Below are 22,757 nucleotides of genomic sequence, written 5' to 3'. Positions count from 1 at the left end.
ACCGTGCCCGGCCCCCGTCATCAGCATTGTGGCGCGGCTGCCGCTTTCCTGACGCGACCGGATGGCGGGGGAGAGGTCGGGCAGGCCGGCCTCGTTCATGGCCGGAGCGTGGGCTAGGCTGCCTGCCTTCTTCCACCATGCGCCTCCCCGGTCTCCTCAGCCTGTCGCTCCTGGCCCTGGCGCCCGCTCCCTCCGCCCGCGCCCAGACGCCCAGTCCGCCTCCCCGGAGCGCGACCCCTGACGAGTCCTGGAGCGAACCCGGCCAGCCCGCTCCCGAAGCGCCGCGCCCCCAGGCGGCCCCCGCCGGGGAAGAGCCCTCGCGCGTCCAGCCGCCACCCGAAGCGGAAGGGTGGGAGTCCTTCCCCGGCGCCTCCGCCCCCACGCCCGCGCCGCCTCCGCCGCCCCGGGCCCCGCCGCCGCTGCCCGCCGAGCCGCCTCCCGCGAGCCCCGTGAAGCCTCCCCGTCCGCCCCTGGCCCCCAACCGCTACGGACTCTACGGCGGCCGGTCATTGGGCTCCGGACACGCGGGCGTGGGCATGTCGCTGGGCTTCCCCTTCGTGTCCGCGCGCGGCGTGTACGGCGTGCTGGAGCACCTGGACCTGGGGCTGGGCGTGGACACCGTCTACGGCCTGATGACCGAAGTGCGCGCCAGCGCCCGCCTCACCGTCCTGGACAGCGACAACGTCAGCCTCGCCGTCGTGGTGGACGGCGGCCGCGCGTTCTTCGCGCGGCCTCCCGACACCGAGGACAAGGGCGCGCGCTACCTGAGCGGCCGGCGCGACTGGAACGTGGCCCCGGGGCTGGTGACGTCCTTCCAGGGCGACAGCCCGCGCGCATGGCGGCCGTTCCTGGACGTCCGCGCCCTGATGGCCTTCGACATGGACCCCATCCAGAGGGATCCGCTGTCCGGCATGCCGCCCGCCTGGAAGCTGGATGCGGCCGTCCTCGTCCGGCTGGGCGCGGAGTTTCCCGTCGGAGAGAAGACGTCCTACGCTGTCTCGCTCGGTGGCGACTTCCGCAGCCGCTCCACGGACGCGGAGTTCATGCCCACGCTGTCCGTGGGCGTGGTGTCCACGCTGTTCTGAAATCCCCCCTCTCGACCCGAGGTCATCTCATGCGCGGCAGTGTCATTGGTGCAGGTTCGTTCGGAACGGCGCTCGCCAACGTGCTCGCGGTGAATTGCGACGAAGTCCGCCTGTGGGGCCGTGAACCCTCCACCGTGGAGGCCATCAACACCCGCCACGAGAACGACACCTACCTGAAGGGCATCCCCCTCTCCGAGCGCGTGCGCGCCACCACGGACCTGGAGGAGGCGCTGGCCGGCTCGGAGATGGTGGTGCTCGCCACGCCCAGCCACGCCACGCGCGAGGTGCTCGCGCGCGCCAAGGCCTTCCTCCCGAAGAGCGTGCCCCTCGTCACGGTGTCCAAGGGCATCGAGAACGGCACGCTGCTCACCATGACGGAGCTGCTGGAGGACTGCCTGCCGGAGGAGTTCCACCCGTACGTCGCGGTGCTCTCCGGCCCCAGCTTCGCCAAGGAGCTGGCCCGGCGCATGCCCACGGTGGTGACCATCGCGTCGCACTGGGACAAGGTGGCGCAGCGCTGTCAGAAGGCGCTCCAGACGGACACCTTCCGCTCGTACACGTCCACGGATGTGGTGGGCGTGCAGTACGGCGGCGCGCTGAAGAACGTCATCGCCATCGCCGCGGGCATGGCGGACGGCCTGGGCATGGGCCACAACGCGCGCGCGGCCATCATCACGCGCGGCCTGGCGGAGATCACGCGCCTGGCGGTGAGGAAGGGCGCCAACCCGCTGACGCTCTCCGGCCTGTCCGGCATGGGCGACCTGGTGCTCACCTGCACGGGCGAGCTCAGCCGCAACCGCCACGTGGGCATGGAGCTGGGCAAGGGCCGCAAGCTGCCGGACATCCTCGCGGAGATGAAGGAGGTCGCCGAGGGCGTCAAGACGGCCAAGAGCGCGCGCGACCTGTCCCTCAAGACGGGCGTGGAGCTGCCCATCTGCGAGCAGGTCTACCTCATCGCCTACGAGGGCAAGAACGCCAAGATGGCGGTGGTGGACCTGATGACGCGCCAGCCGAAGTCGGAGCTGTCCGGCGTCTGAGGACGCCGCGCAGGCCTAGTAGCGGCGCGGCTTGGCTTCCGGGCCCGCGCCGCGCACGCGCCACACGGTGAGCCGCTCGGAGTTGGTGTGGCTGAGGACGAGCCCCTCCGTCTGCATCTCCTCCAGCAGGCGGTGCGTCTTGAGCCGGTCCAGCCCGATGGTGCGGCCCAGCATGTCGCCGGGCATGCCGCTGATGTTGCTGCGCAGCTCGTTGATGATGGCGCGCTTGAACTCGTTCTTCTGCAGGCCGTCCATGTCCTGCGTTCTCCACGCGGACAGGATGCCCCAGCCGATGAGCAGCAGCGTCACCACGGCGATGACCGGGTAGACGATGTGGCTGTTCTTCTCGAGCAGCTCGATGTAGCCGGTGGTGATGGACGAGACGGGCCGGTCGTAGTCCGGCCCGGAGTCCTGTCCGGGCAGACCTTCGATTTGGGCCGTCAACAGCGGGATGAGCAGTTTCAGCGCGGGAGCCAAGGCCCCCCGACTCTACGGGGAGGGCCCCCGCGCCGACAACCCGCCCGCCGTCAGACGACGCCGATGGACTCGGACGCACCCTCGGCGAACAGGGTGGTGTCCGCCTTGGCCAGGAGCGTCGCCAGGCCCTCGCGCTTCACCGCGCTGATGGCCACGCCGCCCTTGGAGCGCAGGAGCGTCTCCACCTCGTTCGCGGAGAGCTGGTCCGCCTTGTTCCACACCATCAGGCGCGGCTTCTCCATCAGCCCCAGCGAGGCGAGGATCTTCTCCACCGCCTCCACCTGCTCGTCGCGCGCCGGGTCGCTCGCGTCCACCACGTGCAACAGGAGGCTTGCGTCGTACAGCTCCTCCAGCGTGGCGCGGAAGGCCGCCACCAGGTCCTTGGGCAGGTCCCGGATGAAGCCCACCGTGTCGGTGATGATGACCTCGCGCTCCTGCGGGAAGCGCAGGCGGCGGCTCGTGGGGTCCAGCGTGGCGAACAGCTTGTCCTCCGCCAGCACCTCCGCGTTGGTGATGGCGTTGAGCAGCGTGGACTTGCCCGCGTTGGTGTAGCCCACGATGGAGATGACCGGCACCTCGCGCCGGTTGCGCTGCGCCCGGCGGACGCTGCGCTCGCGGCTGATGACGTCGATGCGGCGCTCCAGGTGGGTGATGCGCTCGCGCACGCGGCGGCGGTCGATTTCGAGCTTCGTCTCACCCGGGCCGCGGCCGCCCACGCCACCGCCCATGAGGCGGCTGAGCGAGTCATCCCCCTGCACCAGCCGGGGCAGCCGGTACTTCAACTGCGCCAGCTCCACCTGCAGCTTGCCCTCGGCCGTCTGCGCGCGCTGCGCGAAGATGTCCAGGATGAGCTGCGTGCGGTCCAGAATCTTGAGGCTCGTCGCGTCCCCGATGTGGCGGCCCTGCGACGGGGTGAGGTCCTTGTCGAAGACGAGCAGGTCCACCATGGACTGCATGGAGCGCAGGTTCAGGTCCTCCAGCTTGCCCCGGCCGATGAGGTAGCGCGGATCCGCCTCGCGCTTCATCTGGAGCACGCTGTCCACCACCTCCACGCCCGCGGTGCGCGCCAGCTCCTTCAGCTCCGCCAGCGAGGACTCGGCCCGGGCGCGGTTGCCGTCCAGGCACACCGCCACCAGGATGGCGCGCTCCTTCCCGGACACCGTGCGCGCGGCCGCGGTGCGGTTGAACTCCTCCTCCAGCGCGTCCAGCGTGGACAGCAGGTCCGGCTGTTCGCCGTGCACGGAGGGCAGGGTGGACACGTGCCAGAAGTCACCCGAGCCGTTCTCCGGCACCAGGTAGGCCCAGTGCAGCACCCCGGGCAGGCCTTCGTGGCCCACGCCCACGGCCGCCACGCAGTCCAGGCGCAGGAGCGCCAGGTCCGTGAGGTCGTCCTTCGTCAGGGGTTCGCTCTTCAGGTGCGTGTGCACCAGCCGCAGGCCACGCAGACGGCTCTGCCCCGCGCGCGCACGGCCGATGTCCGGCAGCTCCAGCTTGTGCGCGTTGCCCACCACGACGTGCTCGATGTCGCCCTTGCGATTGATGAGGACGCCCACCTGACGGTTGAGCTCGTGCGACAGCTCGGTGAGGTGGCGGGCAAGCTCCGCGGACACGATTTCGCGCGGATCCACGCGGCGGCGGAAGGTGTTGCGCAGCCGCTGCTGCTCGCTCGTCTTCAGGCCCAGGGTGTTGCCGTAGATTTCCTTCAAACCGTTTCTCCTGGCGCGGACATCGAAGGGCCCGCGCCGCATTCAAGGCATTGGATGGACCGGGGCCGTCCGCGTTTCATGACAAGCGCCCCTGTTTTCCGCCCGCCGCGAAGCCGGGTGAACAACCGGCCGCGCGCGTCCTTTCCCGTTCCAGCCTACGCTGCCTTCCGTGACTGATTCCGCACGCAACGCCTTGCGCGGGGCCCGCCGCGTGGTGGTGAAGATTGGGACCAACGCGCTGACCAGCGCCACGGGCCGCTTCAACCGTGCCCACTTCGACGCGCTGGGGCAGGACCTGCTGTGGGCCGCCGGGGGCCGGGAGCTGGTGGTGGTGTCCAGCGGCGCCATCGCCCTGGGCATGGAGCGGCTGGGCCTCCCCGCGCGCCCCCGGGACATCCCCGGCAAGCAGGCGTGCGCGGCGGTGGGCCAGAGCCGCCTGATGCAGGCGTACGAGGAGGCCTTCGGCCACGCGGCCCGGACGGTGGCCCAGGTGCTGCTCACCCACGAGGACGTGCAGGAGCGCCGCCGCTACCTCAACGTGAAGCACACGCTGGAGCGCCTGCTGGCGGCGGGCGTGGTGCCGGTCATCAACGAGAACGACACCGTCTCCGTGGACGAGCTGAAGTTCGGCGACAACGACACGCTGGCGAGCCTGGTGGCCGGCGTGGTGGAGGCGGACGCGCTGGTCCTGCTGTCGGACGTGGAGGGGCTCTACACCGCGGACCCGCGCAAGGACGCCGAGGCCCGGCTGATGCCCGCCGTGCCGCGCGTCACCGCGGACGTGCTGGCCCTGGCCGGCGACGCCACCAGCGCGGTGGGCACGGGCGGCATGGCGTCCAAGGTGCGCGCCGCCGCCCGCGCCGCGGAGCTGGGCATCCCCTGCGTCATCACCTCCGGCGCGGTCCCCGGCCGCCTGCGCGGCGTGCTTCAAGGGGAGGCCGTGGGCACGCTCTTCGATCCCGCCGGACGCCGCAGCGCGCGCACCGCGTGGATCGCCCACGCCCTGAGGCCCCGGGGCCGGCTGGTGGTGGACGCGGGCGCGAAGGAGGCCATCGTCACCGGCAAGCGCAGCCTGCTGCCCAGCGGCGTGACGGGCGTGGACGGGGACTTCGGCCGGGGAGACCCGGTGGACCTGACGGACGCGGCCGGGACGGTGTTCGCCCGGGGCCTGTCCACCTACGACGCCAACGAGCTGAGGCGCATCGCCGGGCGGCGGAGCGCGGACATCGAGGCGGTGCTGGGCTACCGCTACCTGGATGAAGCGGTGCACCGCGACGACCTGGCGGTGCTGTAGCCGCGGTCCGCGCAACGTGCGCCTAGATGGAGGAGGAGACGGACTTCACCGTGCCGGTCTCCGGCTCCGTCAGCCGCATCAGCGCGCGGAACTCCGGGGAGTCCACCTTCATCAGGAGCAGTGACACCTCCAGCTCCCCCGGCACCCGGCCCAACTGGAGCTTGCGCTCCTGGCCGTGCAGCAGGGCGAGCTGCGAGTGGCCTTCCCCCTCCGGCAGGGACAGGTCCACCTGGAGCTGGAAGGAGTCGCCCTCGCCCTTGGGCGTGAGCACCAGCCGGTAGTCCGCCACCGTCGCGCCCGGACGGCGGCGCTCGGCGCGCAGGGTGCGGCCCGCCTCGCCCAGCAGCTTGGGCTGGGCGATCAGCCGGCCGTCGCGCCGGACCTCCAGCGCGAAGTAGAGCGGTTCGTTGCGGGCGTGCGCCGGGGTGGAGACGAAGGCCAGCAGCACCAGCGCCAGCCCGGGAAGCCACTTCTTCAGCAGGGAGGTGCGGTCCATGGTCGAGCCCTCGTCAAAGCTTCGGTCCGCCGCGTCGGCCCCACGGCAGCCAGCAGGGCCTCCAGGAGGCCTGCTGTCGCTTCTCACCCAATTCGACAATGTCCAAGGAATAACCCAGACGCGCCCCGAGCGCGAGCCCCACGCCCGGGGTTGTCTGCTGGCTTGCGGACGAAACGAGGGGTACATGGAGATACCTGCTTGCCTGTTCAGGTTGGGGCGGCTATCCCCCCTTGGACGGAGCCAGCCCCCTCCACTGTTCCTTTTCTGTTCGTTTCCATCCCTGCCCCCTTCTCCCACCCCGGAAGTCCCCGGTCTCTTGATCTCCCGGGTCCTGTCCGCCATGGTCACCGATCACCTGAATGGACCGCACGGAACGCATCCTTGATCTCGTGGCACTGCTGCTCGACGCGCGGGAACCCATCTCCTGGGCCGAGCTGCGTGAGCACTTCCCCGCGGACTACGGCGGCTCGGACGACGCCGCCGAACGGAAGTTCGAGCGCGACAAGGCGGAGCTCGTCGAGCTGGGCTTCCCGCTGAGCTACGTGCAGGGCGACGACGAGCGGCGCGACGGCTACATCGTCGACCGCAACGTCTACTACCTGCCGGAGGCGGACCTCACGAAGGAGGAGCTGGCCGTGCTCTACGCCGCCGGGTCCGCCGCGCTGGCGTCCGGCGCGTTCCCCGGCCGCGACGACCTGGCGCACGCGCTGCGGAAGATTGGCTTCTTCGCCGGCGAATCCCTGCCCACCCCGCGCGTGCGCATGGAGCTGGGCACCGGCCAGCAGGGCCAGGAGAAGGAGGTCTCCGCCCGCCTGGAGCAGCTCTGGGATGCGTGCTCCGCCCACAAGTGGGTGCAGTTGACCTATGGCAGCCCCCGCAAGGACGGCGTCACCGAGCGGCGCGTGGACCCGTACGGCCTGGCGCTCCGGCGCGGCGTGTGGACGCTGGTGGGCTACTGCCACCTGCGCCAGGGCCTGCGCACCTTCCACGTCCACCGCATCCGGGAGCTGAAGGTGAACACCGCCCGGCCGCGCACGCCGGACTTCGAGGTGCCGGCGGACTTCTCGCTGGACGCCCACGTGGCCTACTTCCCCTGGCAGTACCGCTTCCATGAGCCGCTGGAGGTGACGCTCCAGCTCACCGGGCCGCAGGCCTCGCGCGCGGGCTCGCTGTTCCCCGGCGCTGCGCTGGAGCCCGTGTCGGAGGGCGTGGTGCGGGCCCGCTTCCCGGTGACGTTCCTGGACGGGCTGACGCGCTTCGTCCTGTCCCTGGGGCAGGACTGCCGCGTGGAGGGGCCTCCGGAGGCGCGCGAGCGCCTGGAGCGGATGGCGGCGAACATCCTGGCGAAGCACGCGCCGGTGGAAGGTCAGCGGGTGAGCGCATGAGCAACGTCCACGAGCGGCTGCGCCGCCTGCTGTTCCTCGTCCCCTACGTCTCCAAGCACCCCGGCGTCACCGTGGAGGCCCTGGCGAAGGCCCTCAACATCAGCCGCGAGGACCTGCTGGAGGAGCTGGACCTGCTCACCTGCGTGGGCCGGCCGCCCTTCAACCCGGACGACTACATCGACATCTACGTGGACAACGACCGCGTCTACGTGGACCTGGATCAGCGCCTGTTCGCGCCGCCCCGGCTGACCGCGGGCGAGGCCGCGGCCCTGGCCGCCGCGGCGGAGCTCTTGCGCCCGGCCACCGGCGACGCGCTCCAGAGCGCCCTCACCAAGCTGGAGGGCATCATCCCGCCCGCCGCCCGCGAGCGCTTCCGGGACATGTACCGGAAGATCGACGCCTCCGCGGACGCGCCCCCGGCGCTGGGGCCCCTCACCCGGGCCATCCTGGAGCGGCTGGAGGTGACGTTCGGCTACGCCAGCCCCGGCCGCCCCACGGAGCCGCGCCGGGTGCGCCCCTACGAGCTGCTCAGCCACCGCGGCCAGTGGTACCTCCAGGGCTTCTGCCACACCCGCCAGGACGCGCGCCTGTTCCGGCTGGACCGCATGGAGGACCTGGCCGTCACCACCACCGCCTTCCAGCCCCCGCCGGACGCCCGCGCGGACGTGCCCAACCCGGCCCGCGGCGCCAGCGAGGCCTCCGTCCGGGTGCGCTTCACCCCCACGGCGGCACCCTACGTGAAGGAGCGCTTCGGCCAGGACGCCCGCCCGCTCGCCGACGGAGGGGTGGAGGTGCGGGTGGCCGGAGACAGTGAGCGCTGGCTCACGCAGTGGGTGCTATCCTTCGGGGGAGAGGCGGAGGTGCTGGAGCCGGCGAGCGCGCGCGCCGCCGTTGCCCGAGCCGTACATGCCTCGATAGGCTCCTAGGACGACATGGCCTTCCAACTGACGATCTCCGAGGGAAAAGACGCCGGCAAGGAGTTCGTCTTCGACCAGGACTCCGTGCTCATCGGGCGCACCTCCGAGTGCGACGTGGTGCTGTACGACCCCGGCATCTCCCGCCGCCACTGCCGCATCTTCCAGGACGGGGATGGCTACGCGGTGGAGGACCAGAAGAGCGCCAACGGCACGCTCGTCAACGGCGCGGCGGTGCAGAAGCAGGCGCTGACGGACGGCGACACGCTCACGCTGGGCCCGGTGACGTTCCTCTTCGCGATCGCCGCGGAGGACGCGCCCACCGGCGAGGACGAGAAGCCCGCGGAGGACGGCGCCAACAGCACGCGCATCGTCTCCATCGACTCCGTGCGCAAGTCGCGCAACAAGAAGGGCGCCGCGCTCGTGCCGGAAGGCGCGGACGAGGAGGACCTGCAGGGCATCCGCGCGGAGTCCACGCGCATGAACATGCGCGCCATCCGCCGGCCCACCTCTTCCGCCCAGCGCGCGGTGCCCCAGGCTCCGCCCCCGGAGGAGGACGCTCCGGCGGCCATCGAAAAGCCCGCGTCCGCGCCGCCGCCCGCGCGCCGCACCGGCTCCCAGTCCTCCCGCGCGGTGGCCCGCACGCCCCGCGCCGGTGGCGCCAGCGGCGGCGGTGGCCTGTCCGCGGCCGAGCGCGCCCGCATCCGCCGTGAGACGCCGGGCCTGATGGCCAACCTGCGCCTGTTCTGGGCGGAGGCGAACTCCAAGGTCCGCGCGGGCGTGATGGCCGGCGGCGGCGTGGTGGTGCTGGGCCTGTTCGCCCTCATGTACTGGCTGGTGCTGGGCGGCGAGGACACGGTGCAGAAGGGCGAGGAGCCCGTGCGCCTGACCAACCAGCCCATCACGGACTCGTTCGGCCTGGGCGACGGCGTCACCTGGAACCGGCCGGACATGAAGGTCTTCGAGTGGGAGTTCGTCGCCGCGACGCGCGCGGTGGTCATCCTCCACTACCAGGCCCAGGGCATCTCCAAGGACGAGGTGGTGGTGAGCGTCAACGGCGTGGACGTGGGCAAGGTGCCCCCGGACACGATGGCCAGCCAGGAGCGCTCGCTGGAGCTGATGATCCCGCCCCAGCAGCTCCGCAAGGGCGAGCCCAACCGCATCATCTTCGACAACACCCGCAACCCGCCGGGCGAGGACACCTGGCGCGTGTGGAACGTCTGGGTGGAGCGCGCGCTGCTCCCCGAGGACCTCACCACGCAGCAGCTCCTGCAGAACGCCAACGACCTCTTCAAGAAGGGCCGCAAGAACTTCGACACGCCGGACATCGGGGCGCGCAACCGCTACGAGGCCTGGAAGTCCTTCCGCGAGGCGTGGCTGATGCTGGAGGCCCACCCGGACCCGAAGCCGGACCTCTACTTCGAGGCCCAGGAGGCCATGCGGCGCGCCCAGATGGAGCTGGACCGCACCTGCTCCAAGCTGCTGCTGGAGGTGGAGGGCTACTACAACCAGGGCCACTACAAGCAGGCCGCCTCCACGCTGGACCACATGCGCGAGTACTTCCCCGAGTACGACCAGCCGTGCGCCACGCGCGCGGAGAACAAGCGCATCGAGTTCGGCCTGTAGCCGGGCTCCGTCGTCCAGTGGACGGTGCAACCCCGCCGGGGAGGCGGGCGGGGCCTGTCCGGGTTGCCGGTCCCTCCCCCCGTTCCCACCCTGAGTGGGGTGATGCGTGAGCTGGCGGGGGAGGACGGGCGGACGGAAGGGTTGGTGCCGGAGCACGGCCCGGTGTGGAGCGCCGGGGTGTCACGGCGCCTGCTCGCCCGCTACTACCTGCCGCAGCGCCACACCACCCTCCAGGGCAACGCGTGCCGCCTCCTGCGTGACGGCGTGGAGGCCTACCCGGAGATGCTGGAGGCCATCCGCCGCGCCCGCCGCTCCATCCGCCTGGAGACGTACATGTTCGTCACCGACGCGGTGGGCGAGCTGTTCGGCCAGGCGCTGGCGGAGGCCGCCGAGCGCGGCGTGCACGTGAAGGTGCTCTACGACGCGGTGGGGTCCTGGACCAGCCGCAGGAGCTTCTTCGAAGGCCTGCGCGCGCGGGGCGTGGACGTGCGGGCCTTCAAGCCCTTCAGCCTCCAGCGCGGGCTGCGGCACCTGCTGCGCCGGGACCACCGGAAGATCCTCGTGGTGGACGGCACGGTGGCCTTCACGGGCGGGGTGAACATCGCGGCGCACTGGGCCCCGGAGGGGCAGGGCGTGGCCTGGCGCGACGACGTGCTGCGGATTGAGGGCCCCGCGGTGCACGAGCTGGAGCGGCGCTTCCTCGCGACGTGGCGGATGATGTTCCGCGACCGCCTGAGCCGGCTGCGCCGGCGCATGCGCGGCGGGGCGCAGCCCCTGAAGGCCCTGCCCCGGCGGGGCGACGTGGGCCTGGCGGTGTTGTCCAGCCGCCGCAGCATCCACCGCGCGTACCTGCACGCCATCCAGCGCGCGCGGCGCAGCGTGCTCATCGCGGCGGGCTACTTCGTGCCGGACCGGCGCATGGTGGCCGCGCTCAAGGACGCGGCGAAGCGGGGCGTGGAGGTGAGCCTGCTGCTCAACGGGGGCAAGAGCGACCACCCGTTCCTCGAGCACGCGACGCGCGCCTTCTACGAGCCGCTGATGGACGCCGGCATCCGCATCTTCGAGTGGCGCCGGGGCGTGCTGCACGCGAAGACGGCCGTGGTGGACGGGGTGTGGGGCACCATCGGGTCGTTCAACCTGGAGCGGCTGTCCCTGGCCTTCAACCACGAGGTGAACGCCGTCTTCGCGGACCCCCGGCTGGGGCGCGACCTGGAGGACTCGTTCCGCCTGGATTGCGGCAACTGCCGTGAAGTGGACCTGGCCGCCTTCCGCCGCCGCCCCCTCTGGCAGAAGGCCGTGGAGCGGGTGCTGTACCTCTTCCGCAAGGTGCTCTGAGCGGGCCCGTAAGCCCGGGGGCCAAGACAACCGTCCACCGCCTTCAACGCGGTGCAGGAACCCTTTGCATGCCGGGGGGGACACGCCTAGAAGTTGCGTCATTCCGGCACGGAAGGACGGCAACGCACATGACGGACAGTTTCGGCACCAAGGCCCAGCTCAAGGTGGGCTCGGCGACCTACGACTATTTCAGCCTGGCCACGCTGGCGAAGGCGCACCCGGCGGTCAACCGCCTCCCGTTCTCGCTGAAGGTCCTGCTGGAGAACCTGCTGCGCAACGAGGACGGCCGCGTCGTCAAGCGCGAGCACATCGAGAAGATGCTCGCCTGGGACCCCAAGGCCACCCCGGAGACCGAGATCTCCTTCCACCCCGCGCGCGTGCTGCTCCAGGACTTCACCGGCGTGCCCGCCGTCGTGGACATGGCCGCCATGCGCGAGGCGCTCGCCGCCATGGGCGGTGACCCGGCGAAGATCAACCCGCGCAACCCGGCGGACCTGGTCATCGACCACTCGGTGCAGATTGATTCGTTCGCCACCACCGCGGCCTTCAAGGAGAACGCGGAGCTGGAGTTCGAGCGCAACCGCGAGCGCTACGCCTTCCTGCGCTGGGGCCAGAGCGCGTTCAAGGGCTTTGGCGTGGTGCCGCCGGACATCGGCATCTGCCACCAGGTGAACCTGGAGTTCCTGGCGCAGGTGACGTTCCGCCAGGGCAGCACCGTGTACCCGGACACGCTGGTGGGCACGGACAGCCACACCACGATGATCAACGGCCTGGGCGTGGTGGGCTGGGGCGTGGGCGGCATCGAGGCGGAGGCCGCGCTGCTGGGCCAGCCCATCACGATGCTGATTCCGCAGGTGGTGGGCTTCAAGCTCACCGGCAAGCTGCCCGCGGGCGCCACGGCCACGGACCTGGTGCTCACCGTCACGCAGATGCTCCGCAAGAAGGGCGTGGTGGGCAAGTTCGTGGAGTTCTACGGCGAGGGCCTGAAGGGGCTGTCGCTGCCGGACCGCGCCACCATCGCCAACATGGCCCCGGAGTACGGCGCCACCATCGGCTTCTTCCCGGTGGACGAGGAGAGCTGCAACTACCTGCGCTTCACCGGCCGCCCGGATGACGTCGTGGCGCTGACGGAGGCGTACGCCAAGACGCAGGGCCTGTGGCTGGAGGCCGGCGCGCAGGACCCCCTCTTCAGCGACACGCTGGAGCTGGACCTGGCCGCCGTGGTGCCCAGCCTGGCGGGCCCCAAGCGCCCGCAGGACCGCGTGCCCCTGAAGGACATGAAGGCCGGGTACGAGAAGTCCCTGGTGGAGATGCTCGCCGCGGGCAAGAGCAAGGGCGAGGACGACGAGGGCCCCAAGGGCGGCGCCAAGGCCCCCGCGGCCCCGGTGCCCCCGGAGCGGCTGGCCCAGGCCGTCACCGTGAAGGCGGGCCGCCAGAGCTACCAGGTGGGCCACGGCGCGGTGGTCATCGCGTCCATCACGTCCTGCACCAACACGTCCAACCCGGCCGTGCTGGTGGCCGCGGGCATCCTGGCGAAGAAGGCCGTGGAGAAGGGCCTCAAGCCGCAGCCCTGGGTGAAGACGTCCCTGGCCCCGGGCAGCCGCGTGGTGACGGAGTACCTGCGCGACGCGGGCCTGCTGCCCTACCTGGAGGCCGTGGGCTTCCACGTCGTGGGCTACGGCTGCACCACCTGCATCGGCAACTCCGGCCCGCTGCCGGAGCCCGTGTCCAACGCGGTGGTGGAGGGCGACCTGGTGGTGGCGGCGGTGCTGTCCGGCAACCGCAACTTCGAGGGCCGCATCAACCCGCACGTGCGCATGAACTACCTGGCGAGCCCCCCGCTCGTGGTGGCGTACGCGCTGGCTGGTGAAGTGGGCCGCGACCTGGACACCGAGCCGCTGGGCACGGACCCCAACGGCCGCCCGGTGTTCCTCAAGGACATCTGGCCGTCCAACGAGGAGATCAAGGAGACCATCCGCACGGCCGTGAAGCCGGAGCAGTTCCGCAGCCAGTACGCGAACGCCATGGAGGGCGACACGCTCTGGCAGCAGCTCCAGGTGAGCAAGGGCTCCACGTTCAAGTGGGATGAGAAGTCCACCTACGTGCGCAAGCCGCCCTTCTTCGAGAACCTCCCGAAGGAGCCCAAGGCCGTCCAGGACATCAAGGGTGCGCGCGTGCTGGCGCTCCTGGGTGACTCCGTCACGACGGACCACATCTCCCCGGCGGGCAACATCGCCAAGACGAGCCCCGCGGCGAAGTACCTCATGGCCGAGGGCGTGGAGCCCAAGGACTTCAACTCCTACGGCGCGCGCCGCGGCAACCACGAGGTGATGGTGCGCGGCACCTTCGCCAACATCCGCCTGAAGAACCTGCTGGTCCCGGGCGTGGAGGGCGGCGTCACGGTGCACATCCCCACGCGGGAGCGGATGAGCATCTACGACGCGTCCATGAAGTACCAGGCGGACGGCACGCCCCTGGTCGTGCTCGCGGGCGCCGAGTACGGCACGGGCTCCAGCCGCGACTGGGCGGCCAAGGGCACGCAGCTCCTGGGCGTGAAGGCCGTCATCGCCAAGAGCTTCGAGCGCATCCACCGCTCCAACCTCGTGGGCATGGGCGTGCTGCCCCTGCAGTTCGAGGCGGGCCAGGACGCGCAGTCGCTGGGCCTCACCGGCCACGAGACGTTCGAGATCACCGGCATCGCGGAGGGGCTGGCGCCGCAGAAGAAGCTCACCGTGAAGGCCACCGGTGAGAAGGGCCCCATCGAGTTCACGGCGCTGTGCCGCATCGACACGCCGAACGAGCTCGACTACTACCGCAACGGCGGCATCCTCCAGTACGTGCTCCGCCAGCTCGCCAAGGCGTAAGCGGCGCGTCACGCTGGTTTCGCGGCCCGGCCGCCCTCGCTGAGGGGCTGCCGGGCCGTCGTCTTTTCCGGGGGGCTACTCCGCGCGCAGGCGCGTCCAGGCGGCCACGTAGCGCGACAGGCGCTCGGCGTCCCTGGGGGTGACGGCCTTCAGCCGGCGCACGTCCATGTTGTCCTCCAGGTCCGCCAGCTTCACGCGGCGGGCCAGGGGGTGGGGGCGCAGCCGTTCGATGAAGGCCTCGTAGCTTTCGCCCTCGCGCTTCGTCAGGCAGTCCAGCGCGGACAGCACGTCCTCCGGGTAGCCCAGGCCGCGCAGGCGCTCCAGCGTGTACGGCGTGTCCTCCACCACGTCGTGGAGGATGGCCACGGTGCGCTCCGCGTCGGACGACAGACGCAGCATCACCCTCATGGGGTGGAGGATGTAGGGCTGTCCTGCCTTGTCGCGCTGACCCTGGTGCGCGGCCACCGCCAGGGCGATGGCGTCTTCGAGCGTGGGCATGGGCCCGAGCTTCGCACGCCCGGCGGACGGCTCAACGGTTGAGGTTGCCGGAGCCCGTGCCGCCCGCCGTCTGCGCCGTGTAGGCGTGGCCGCCGCCGTTGTATTGGAGGATGCCCTCCACGGCGAGCGCGTTGGGGTCCAGTTGGTTGCTGTTGCCCCGGCGCGGAATCATCGTCTCGCTGATGCAGATGGCGCCCACCACCACCTGTTGATCATTGTCGCGGTTCCACTCCGGGGCGAGCGGCTTGAACTCGTCCTCGTTGTCCCGGATGTAGAGGTACACGTCGTCCTTGCCGTCGCCGTCCAGGTCCGCGAACAGCGCGGGGTTGACCGTCTTGATGGCCGCGCGGCCGGCGGCGGTGCGCGGGTCGGCGGGGGCGGTGTTGGTGGACGAGGCGATGGGGTCGTAGGCGCCCGGATTGCTCAGGAACGTGTCCCACTGGGCGTAGTTGCGGCCGAAGTAGCCGCGCGCCAGTTGCAGGCCGCTCTCCGCGCAGCCCTGCCGCTGGCCCGTGCGGCTGGACGTCACGGCGCGCGAGCGCTCGCTGCTGGCGTAGGCCATCACGCCCGCCACCAGGCCCAGGAGCACGGTGACGAGCAGCACGACGAGCAGCAGCGTGGAGCCTCGGGGGGAACGGGACGAAGCGCGTGGGGACATGGCGGAGGGCCTCACGGAGGACGGACTCACAGGCTGGCGGCGGCCAGGTTGGGCAGCTCCGCCCGGCGGGAGAAGAGGCTGCGGAAGTAGCCGTCCGCGGGGGCCGCGGCCGGGGTGTGGTTCTCCACCGGGATGGGCAGGTCCTCGGAGAGCACGGACTGGCTCTGCGTGTCGCGCCGGGGCGTGCGGCCGGTGGCCACCACGCTGATGCGCACGGAGCGCAGGCCCGGCGTGTACTCGGGCTGGAGGCCGTTCTGGAAGTCGTAGCGGGTGGGGTCGCCCGTGTTGCTGGCGTCGATGCCGAACGTCACCTGGAAGTCCTCCACGTGGTCCTGCACCACCACCGGGTCGGCCATGTCCACGAAGGGGCGCCCCGACACGTCGCTGCCGGGCCTGCCCTCCGCGCGCATCAGCGCCTTGCGGCCGGTGCTCGCGTTCGTCCCGATGAAGAAGTGCAGCAGCCGCACGGGGTACACCAGGTCGCCCTTCTGGAAGCCGCCCTTGTGGGGCGCGTTGGAGAAGCCCGGCACGCCGGTCTCCAGGTAGTTCACCGTGGCCGTGGGCGGGGTGCTCGTCACCGACGTCTGGGTGAGCAGCGCGGCGCTCTTCATGTTGCTGGCCACCAGCATGGGGTTGGCGGGCGCGGCGCCGGCGAACGTGCCCTGGCAGTTGACCTCCAGGGCGCCGGTGCCCGGCTTCACCACCGTCATCGCCGCGCCCGGCGCGCAGTCGCGGCCCAGGTAGTTGCGGTCCGGCACCACCAGCCACAGGTCGTCGCTGCCGTCCGTGCCCGGCGCGTTGCCCGTCGTGGTGGCGGCGAGCACGCCCATGCCCGCGCCGTCACCGCCGAAGACGGGGTTGATGCGCTGGGGCGCTCCGCTGGACACCACCCAGAGGCCCTCGGACATGCCCGCGCCGGCCTGGCGCACCGCGGACAGCAGCGTCTCTCCCGCGAGCCGCGCGTTGTCATGGCTGTCCGCCACGTGCTCCGTGTTGTGCACCACGCGCCCGCCCGCCAACAGCAGCGCGGTGGCCGCCGCCAGGATGATGGTGGCGAGCACCGCGGCCACCATCGTCTCCAGCAGCGTCATGCCGCGCGCGTTCGTCCGGAGCCGGGTCCTCATAGGACGAAGACCTCGCTGTGCACGATGGCGCGCTCCAGGCTGTCGCCCTTGCGGTACGCGCGCGTCCAGAACGTGAAGGGCAGGGCCCCGGCGGGCACCATCGCCTGGGCCGCGGGCGGCAGGTCCTGGGGCAGCCCCTGCGTCACCAGGACCTCGCGGCAGTAGACGTCGCGGGGCAGCACCGAGTCCGGGGTGGCGGCGGTGCAGGGCGTGCCGGCGGGCACGTCCAGCGCGGGCTCCACCTGGCCCGTGGGGCGCACGCGGAAGTACGCGCCGGTGCCGATGTCACCCGCCTGCGGCGCGCTGGGGTCCAGCACCCAGGGCGCCGTGGCCAGGGCCACGTCCGGCGGGAAGAGCGCGGGCCGGGGGACGGCCTGGTGGGCCAGGTCCATCTTGGACGCGAGCCACAGCCGCTGCACGCGCGCCTCCAGCAGCATGCGCCGGCCCTGGAGCACCTGGCCGTCCTTCACGTCGCGGGTGGCGGCCACCATGCCCATCACGGCGCCCACGGCGGCCAGCGCCAGCACGCACATGGCGATGAGCACCTCCAGCAGGCCGCTGCCGCGCCGGGGGGCGGAGGAGGGAAGGGCTCTCATTCGAGGAACCTCTGGCTCCAGTTGAGGAGCTGGTAGAGCACGCCGTTGTTGCCGTCCACGGAGTCCTTCGCGTTGGGACTGGAGGCGCCCGTGTTGTTCGCGTTGTCGATGCGGGTGACGCGCAGGGCGCTCACCTCCGCGCCCACCACGTAGTCCGTGGACGCGCCGCCGTTGTCGCGGTGGTAGACGGCCACGCCGCCGTAGTTGGCCAGCGTGGCGCCGCTCATGGGCTGGATGCCCGCCTGCGTGGCCGCCGTGTTGCCCAAATCGATGCTGTAGGTGTGGCCGCCGACGGACGCGCTCAGCAGCATGGGGTCGTTCACGGACTCCTCCGCGGTGCTGAAGTACGCGGTGCGCCCGGCGATGGTGATGTTGCCGTAGACGTGCTCGGGCGCGGGGAAGATGAGCGGGAAGGGCGGGGGCTCCTGGAGCACGCCGTAGGTGTTCGCCTCCGTGTGGGCCAGGTTCGCGTCGATGGGCGACCCGTCCAGCCGCTTGCCGTCCATGCCCAGGGGCAGCCGCAGGCCCGCGTCCAGCAGCAGCGCGTGGAAGCGGCCCCCCACCGTGTCCGGCACCCAGTCCATGCCGGCGGTGCCCACCAGGGCCACCACCTTGCCCTTGTACGCGCCGAAGGCGGAGGTGTTCGCCGCGTCGAGCGGGATGCGCGCCAGGCCCACGTTGGTGCTGATGGGCTGGCTGGCGGGGGGCAGCCCGCCGATGTTCATCGCCGCGTACTTGCAGGGCGAGGCCTCCGAGCACGCGGGGCCCATGCGCGCCACGTTGAGGTTCATGCCGGTGGACGCGTCCAGCTCCCAGAGCCGGCCCTCCATGTCGCCCACGTAGAGGCGCGCGGCGCCGCTCGAGTCCTGCGACACGGTGGGCGCGGCGGGCGCGCTGTTGTCCACGCTGCTGGTGTAGGCCTGCTGCCACTGCCACAGCTTCTGGCCGGTGGCCACGTCGATGGCGAACACCTGCACGCCCTTGGCGGGAGTGCCGGGGGAGCCCGGCGCCGGCAGCGCGCCGGAGCTGCTGGAGGCGACGAAGACGGCGTACACGGGCTCCATGCCCAGCCGGCCCACGCCCACGGACAGCCCTCGCGAGCCGCCCAGGCCGCTGTAGTCATACAGGCCGCTGGGCAGCCGGCCGGGGTCCGAGCGCGGCGGCAGGAGGAAGAGGCTGGAGTCCTCGTCCCAGGTGTACGTCCAGTCCAGGCCGCCCTGGCCCCTGTCCGCCAGCGCCACCGCGGAGTTGGGCGCGCTGGAGGTGGCGTAGTGGCTGCCCACCAGGTGCCACAGCAGCACGGGCTTGAGCGGGTGGGTGACGTCCATCGCGAACAGGTCGCGCCCCGTCTGGCCCACGTTGGCGACGAGCACGGTGTGCCACTCGCGGCGGCCGCTGCCCACGAAGTCCGCGAACACGTCGAAGACGGCGGGCGCGCTGTTCACCCGCGCGGTGTTGTTGCGCAGGCCCGCCAACTGCGTGGCCGGCAGGAAGCTCCAGAGCTCCGTGCCCGGCGCAGGCGGGGTGCCGCTGCGGAAGCGCTGGGCGAAGTCCGTCTTGAAGCGCGCGCTGGCGTCCGGGTTGGGGAAGCTCAGGTTCTGCGCGGGGCCGTCATAGCGCGCGCCGCCGGACACGTAGAAGGCGTGCACCTGGCCATCCAGGCCCGCCGCGTAGGCCACCGTGGGCCGGGGGGCGTTGCGGTCCGGGATGTGGGGGCTGGCCGTCACCACCACGGGCGACGAGTGGATGAAGCCGCCCAGGTGCGCCTTGTTGTCCGCGTCCTCGTTGTTGCACTGGGTGTTGGCGGGTTCGAGGATGGGCGTCTCACCGGCGCCGTCGCGGCCGGACACCGTGGCGTAGCAGTAGCCGCGCACCCGCTGGAGCATCATCGCCACCGCGTTGAAGTCCACGGACAACTGCGTCTTGTTGATGAACTCGTTGGTGGCGCCGAAGTCCGCCCCGGCCACCTGCGGCGAGTACTGCGTCGCCTGCTGCAGGTCGCAGACGCCGTCCGGCCCCTTCACGAAGTCGTAGCGGAAGCCGCCGTCACGCGTCGTGGCGCGCCCGAGCTTCAGCTCGTCCACGCAGCCGGGGTTGGGGGTGGAGCCGTAGTTGCGGTTGATGCGCGTGCCGGAGACCTCCTCCGGCTTCCAGCCCACCTGCATCACCCCGTGCGGCGCGGAGCGGCCGGCGCCCAGCGACGGGTTCACCGTCACCTCGCCGCCGAAGTAGGTGAAGAGGTTGCGGTCGCCGGGCAGGGGCATGCGCGCGTCCGCGTTCCACAGGGTGCCGTCCGACAGGGAGTTCTCCCCCGTGGACAGCGCGTCCCCGCCAATGAGCGAGTGCGCGCGCAGCGTGCCCGGGTAGTAGGGGAACACCCAGTGCGAGCCCTGCGCGGGCGTGTACGTGTCCGCGCCGGGCGGGTAGCCCGTCACGGCGTTGTAGGACGTCTTGAACAGGAGGGCGCGCGAGCCGTTGGTGTCGCTGCCGTTGGTGTCGTCCAGCGCGACGGGCGCGGACACGGTGCGCTCGCTCTGCAGCGGTTCGCTTCCCAGGTTGAGCAGCGTGTTGAGCACGATGCGCGTGCCCGCGACGCTGCCCTTGAAGTCATGGCCCGCCAGATAGACGATGGTCGCCTTCTGCGGATCATTGTCCTTCTGGTTGAAGGAGAAGAAGTCGTGGCCGCGGTGGTTGTCCACCGCCACGTCCGTGGGGTTGTCGTACTGGTTGCCCGCGGCGTAGTTCACCCAGCTCACCGCCAGCCGCCGCACGCCGTTCTTGAACGTCGTGCGGTAGTTCTCCGTCTCGCCCGCCACGTTGTTGAAGCGGAAGTCCCCCAACTGGGAGAAGGGGTCGCCCGGGTTGGGGTAGATGATGCAGGCGGGCCGGGGTGAGGACTCGTTGACGTAGTCGGGGTCCGTGCAGTTGCGGCCGTCCCACTTGTCGCCGCCGCCCAGCTTGTTCTTCTCGAAGGAGACGTCGCCCTGGAAGCGCGTGGACGGCACCAGCCCTCCGCCCACCTTGTCGGTGTGCTCGTAGGACCAGATGCTGGTGCACTCGGCGAACAGGCCGTTGCCGCGCTGGTTGGTGAAGTAGGCGATGTTGTTGAGGACGTTCTCCGCCTGGTTGCCGGCGCCGTCGCCGTTGGAGCGGTACTCGGGGCGGGTGCTGTCGCCAATCTGCCAGTGCGGGGCCCAGAACACGCGGTAGCGCGGGCGATCCGTGGCGGGGTCCACGGCGTTGAGCAGGCCGTGGGGGAACGCCGTGGTGGAGATGAGGTCCGCGTTGGCGTGGAGCGAGTCGTAGATGAGGCCGGGCTTGCCGCCGTTGAGCGCGCAGCCGCTGACGGTGCCCTGGGGGCAGCCCCCCGCGCCCGGGAAGTCCAGGCCCGCGTTGCGCAGGTAGTCGTCCAGCATGCCGCCCTTCACGAACGACGTGTCCACGGCGTTGTCGTCGTCCAGGTCCAGCAGGGCGATCTTCGGAGGCACCCGGTTGAGGCGCCGGCCGATGGGCGCGTTGAACTCGATGGTGGCCTGGTGCATGCGCACGTAGAAGCAGCCGCTGTTGTTCTTGAACGTGTCGCAGTTGCACGTGGTGCGGAACTTGTTCGGCGCGTCCGGCCCGGTGGAGGAGTTCAGGAAGTCGAGCGCGTTCTTCGCGTCCTTCGCGTCGATGATGAACGCGCCGCCCATGTACTGGACGTCCCGGAAGCCGCTGGCGCTGTTGAGCGTCCTGGCCGTGAAGTTCGGCCGCGCCTGGGTGGTGCTGGTGGTGAAGTTGTCGATGTTCCCTTCAGGGAACAGGCCGCTCGGGGGCAGCGCCTGCAGCGGCGGCACCGGCACGACGGGCGCCGCGTCCGCGCGGGAGATGTGGAAGTCGCAGCCGTCATTCCAGCTCGGGTCGTTCCACTGGCCGTTGTGCGGCAGGGGCGGCAGGTGCTTGTTGGTGGGCACGCAGCGGTTGGGGGACCGCTTCGTGTCGTCGATGGCCAGGTACACCGTCACCGGGTGGTTGGCGTTGAAGCCGCCCGCCTCGTTGGACTGCAACAGGCGCCACACCAGGCCGTAGGCCGACAGGCTTCCACAGCCCTGCTGGAAGGTGGCCTGCTCCGGGATGATGAGCGCGCCCTGGCTGAAGGTGACGATGTCCGTCGCGGACGCCGGCAGCGCCGTCGCGAGCGCCAGGCCCAGCAGGATTCGCCGCGCCGCGGAAACTCTGGGGGAGATGGGGGCCAAGGGTTCACCGGGGGTTGGGGACCGACCGACCCCCTCGGGGTCAGGGGTTACCCCGGCTTGTGCACACCGTGTGCCCTGGCGTGGGGCGCTTCCGTGCGGGAGGCGCCTTGGAAAGAAACCGTGTGGCTGTGGGTGGGCGACGTCAGTTGCTACGCAAAGCTTGCGAGGTCCGCAGGACGTGCATAGCGGCGGAGGCCCGGCCGCCTAATCCGCGAGCCTGCCGCCCCGGCCGGCCTTCTTCTCGGAGGTGCGCTTCTTCTCCTCCAGGCGGCGGCGCTTGGAGCCCAGGGTGGGGCGGGTGGCCTTGCGGACCTTGGGGACGAAGGTGAGGGCCTGCAGGCCGGCGCGCAGGCGGCGCACGGCGGCGTCCTTGTTCTGGGACTGGCTGCGGCGCTCGGTGGCGGTGACGGACAGCTCCGTGGGCGGGTGGGTGAGGCGCACGCCGCTGGCGGTGGTGTTGCGGTGCTGGCCGCCGGGTCCGGAGGCGATGAAGAACTCCACGTCGCAGACCTTCAGCAGGGCCTCGTCGTCCAGGGCGAGCGCCTCCCGGGCGGCCTGGCGTCGTGCTGGGGGAGCGATGGGGGCGGTCGGCGTCATGGCGGTCCTCAAGTTAGCGCCGCCGAGACGCCGCCGGTACCCCGCGCCTGACACCGGGCGGCGCGGGGGGCCCTCACGGCCTGCCTCAGATGAGGTTCAGGTTGAACGTGAAGCCCGTCTTGGCGGTGCGCCCCGTCTCGTCGGTGGCCACGAACTTCACCGCGTACGGCAGGACGGTGAGCGAGCGGTCCGTGGCCACGCGCACCTGCGCGCTCGTCTCGCCCGGGGCCAGGGTGATGGGGTCGGCGGTGAGCCGCGTGCTGGGGGACTCCAGCGTGATGGTGAGCGCGCCGGTGAAGCCCTCCGCGCGCGTCACCGTCACCGTCGTCTGGCCGGACTGGCCGGGCGTCAGGTTCACCTGGCGGGGCTCCACGGCGACGGAGAAGGCCTCGTTGGGCTCGGGCGGCTCCAGGATCATCAGGGAGATGTTGCCCCGGGCGGTGACGTTGTTGGCCGGGTCCTCCGCGACGAGCTGCAGCGGGTTCACGCCGTAGGTCGTGACGCCGCGGGACACCGTGACGTTGGTGGTGGTGCTGAAGGTGGTCTCGCCCTGCGGCAGGGAGAACTCCGGGCCGAAGGTGACGCCCTCGGGCACGATGACCGCGCGCACGCGCACCTCGCCCAGGTTGTCCGCGATGCGCTGGATGGCGATGTCATACGGCACGGTGTCGCCGGGCGCGGCGGTGATGGTGTCCTCGCCTCCCCAGTCCAGGCGGTAGTAGGGCGTGTCGCCGCCACAGCCCAGGGCCAGCGCGCAGGCGAGGACGGCGAGACGGGGGAGGGAACGCGGCATGGGAGGGCTCCAGGGGTGGCGAAGCAGGGGTGAGCAT

The 22,757-nt window shown here is 71.3% G+C and carries 18 protein-coding genes; 8 read left to right on the top strand and 10 right to left on the bottom strand.

Features of this window, described 5'->3' with window-relative positions:
• The first annotated feature begins 137 nt into the window (after positions 1–137).
• Entirely contained in the window at positions 138–1,085 is a 948-nt protein-coding gene (locus tag K8556_RS17785) for a hypothetical protein (protein ID WP_223741267.1), read from the top strand.
• Positions 1,086–1,114: 29 nt separating this feature from the next.
• Positions 1,115–2,122 (top strand): NAD(P)H-dependent glycerol-3-phosphate dehydrogenase, encoded by a 1,008-nt coding sequence (locus tag K8556_RS17780; protein WP_206799246.1) that lies wholly within the window; start codon positions 1,115–1,117, stop codon positions 2,120–2,122.
• Between the two features lie 15 nt (positions 2,123–2,137).
• Here K8556_RS17780 and K8556_RS17775 read toward each other — a convergent pair whose 3' ends face one another.
• Positions 2,138–2,599 (bottom strand): hypothetical protein, encoded by a 462-nt coding sequence (locus K8556_RS17775; protein ID WP_223741266.1) that lies wholly within the window; start codon positions 2,597–2,599, stop codon positions 2,138–2,140.
• 50 nt (positions 2,600–2,649) lie between these two features.
• The gene (gene hflX / locus K8556_RS17770) at positions 2,650–4,305 is read right to left on the bottom strand and encodes a GTPase HflX (protein ID WP_223741265.1); all 1,656 of its coding nucleotides are present in this window, start codon (positions 4,303–4,305) and stop codon (positions 2,650–2,652) included.
• Between the two features lie 169 nt (positions 4,306–4,474).
• Between hflX and proB the strand changes: the two genes are divergently transcribed.
• The gene (gene proB, locus K8556_RS17765) at positions 4,475–5,599 is read left to right on the top strand and encodes a glutamate 5-kinase (protein ID WP_223741264.1); all 1,125 of its coding nucleotides are present in this window, start codon (positions 4,475–4,477) and stop codon (positions 5,597–5,599) included.
• Positions 5,600–5,621: 22 nt separating this feature from the next.
• On the opposite strand, the gene K8556_RS17760 is transcribed toward proB, so the two are convergent.
• Positions 5,622–6,095 carry a hypothetical protein gene (locus tag K8556_RS17760; RefSeq protein ID WP_206799241.1) on the bottom strand — a complete coding sequence of 158 codons (474 nt, stop codon included), beginning with the start codon at positions 6,093–6,095 and terminating at the stop codon, positions 5,622–5,624.
• Between the two features lie 359 nt (positions 6,096–6,454).
• Between K8556_RS17760 and K8556_RS17755 the strand changes: the two genes are divergently transcribed.
• The 5 genes from K8556_RS17755 to acnA all read left to right on the top strand — a co-directional run bounded on the left by K8556_RS17755 (position 6,455) and on the right by acnA (position 14,219).
• A complete protein-coding gene (locus K8556_RS17755) occupies positions 6,455–7,480 on the top strand; it encodes a YafY family protein (protein WP_223741263.1) in 1,026 nt (341 codons plus the stop codon).
• Complete coding sequence (locus K8556_RS17750; protein ID WP_223741262.1) at positions 7,477–8,406, top strand: YafY family protein; 930 nt, start codon at positions 7,477–7,479, stop codon at positions 8,404–8,406. Before K8556_RS17755 ends, K8556_RS17750 begins: the two co-directional genes overlap by 4 nt.
• Before the next feature lie 6 nt (positions 8,407–8,412).
• Positions 8,413–10,020 carry an FHA domain-containing protein gene (locus K8556_RS17745; protein ID WP_223741261.1) on the top strand — a complete coding sequence of 536 codons (1,608 nt, stop codon included), beginning with the start codon at positions 8,413–8,415 and terminating at the stop codon, positions 10,018–10,020.
• A 102-nt stretch (positions 10,021–10,122) separates the two neighbouring features.
• Entirely contained in the window at positions 10,123–11,355 is a 1,233-nt protein-coding gene (locus K8556_RS17740) for a phosphatidylserine/phosphatidylglycerophosphate/cardiolipin synthase family protein (RefSeq protein ID WP_223741260.1), read from the top strand.
• 128 nt (positions 11,356–11,483) lie between these two features.
• Positions 11,484–14,219: an aconitate hydratase AcnA gene (gene acnA / locus K8556_RS17735; RefSeq protein ID WP_223741259.1), complete on the top strand. Its 2,736-nt coding sequence runs from the start codon at positions 11,484–11,486 to the stop codon at positions 14,217–14,219.
• Between the two features lie 75 nt (positions 14,220–14,294).
• Here acnA and K8556_RS17730 read toward each other — a convergent pair whose 3' ends face one another.
• The 7 genes from K8556_RS17730 to K8556_RS17700 form a co-directional block, all read right to left on the bottom strand.
• Positions 14,295–14,717, bottom strand: a complete 423-nt coding sequence (locus tag K8556_RS17730) for a GTP pyrophosphokinase (protein WP_223741258.1) — start codon at positions 14,715–14,717, stop codon at positions 14,295–14,297.
• A 31-nt stretch (positions 14,718–14,748) separates the two neighbouring features.
• On the bottom strand, positions 14,749–15,375 hold the full coding sequence (locus K8556_RS17725) for a hypothetical protein (protein ID WP_223741257.1): 627 nt from the start codon (positions 15,373–15,375) through the stop codon (positions 14,749–14,751).
• Positions 15,376–15,401: 26 nt separating this feature from the next.
• On the bottom strand, positions 15,402–16,499 hold the full coding sequence (locus K8556_RS17720; protein WP_223741256.1) for a PilW family protein: 1,098 nt from the start codon (positions 16,497–16,499) through the stop codon (positions 15,402–15,404).
• Positions 16,496–17,095 carry a type II secretion system protein gene (locus K8556_RS17715; protein ID WP_223741255.1) on the bottom strand — a complete coding sequence of 200 codons (600 nt, stop codon included), beginning with the start codon at positions 17,093–17,095 and terminating at the stop codon, positions 16,496–16,498. Before K8556_RS17715 ends, K8556_RS17720 begins: the two co-directional genes overlap by 4 nt.
• On the bottom strand, positions 17,092–21,330 hold the full coding sequence (locus tag K8556_RS17710; protein ID WP_223741254.1) for a hypothetical protein: 4,239 nt from the start codon (positions 21,328–21,330) through the stop codon (positions 17,092–17,094). Before K8556_RS17710 ends, K8556_RS17715 begins: the two co-directional genes overlap by 4 nt.
• 204 nt (positions 21,331–21,534) lie before the next feature.
• Positions 21,535–21,927, bottom strand: coding sequence for a peptide chain release factor-like protein (locus K8556_RS17705; RefSeq protein WP_223741253.1), 393 nt, complete (start codon positions 21,925–21,927; stop codon positions 21,535–21,537).
• Between the two features lie 85 nt (positions 21,928–22,012).
• Positions 22,013–22,720, bottom strand: coding sequence for a hypothetical protein (locus K8556_RS17700; protein ID WP_223741252.1), 708 nt, complete (start codon positions 22,718–22,720; stop codon positions 22,013–22,015).
• Positions 22,721–22,757 lie beyond the last annotated feature (37 nt).

This window comes from Corallococcus sp. AS-1-12, assembly GCF_020036995.1.
Lineage (GTDB): Bacteria > Myxococcota > Myxococcia > Myxococcales > Myxococcaceae > Corallococcus.
This window is presented reverse-complemented; position numbering and strand designations above follow the sequence as displayed.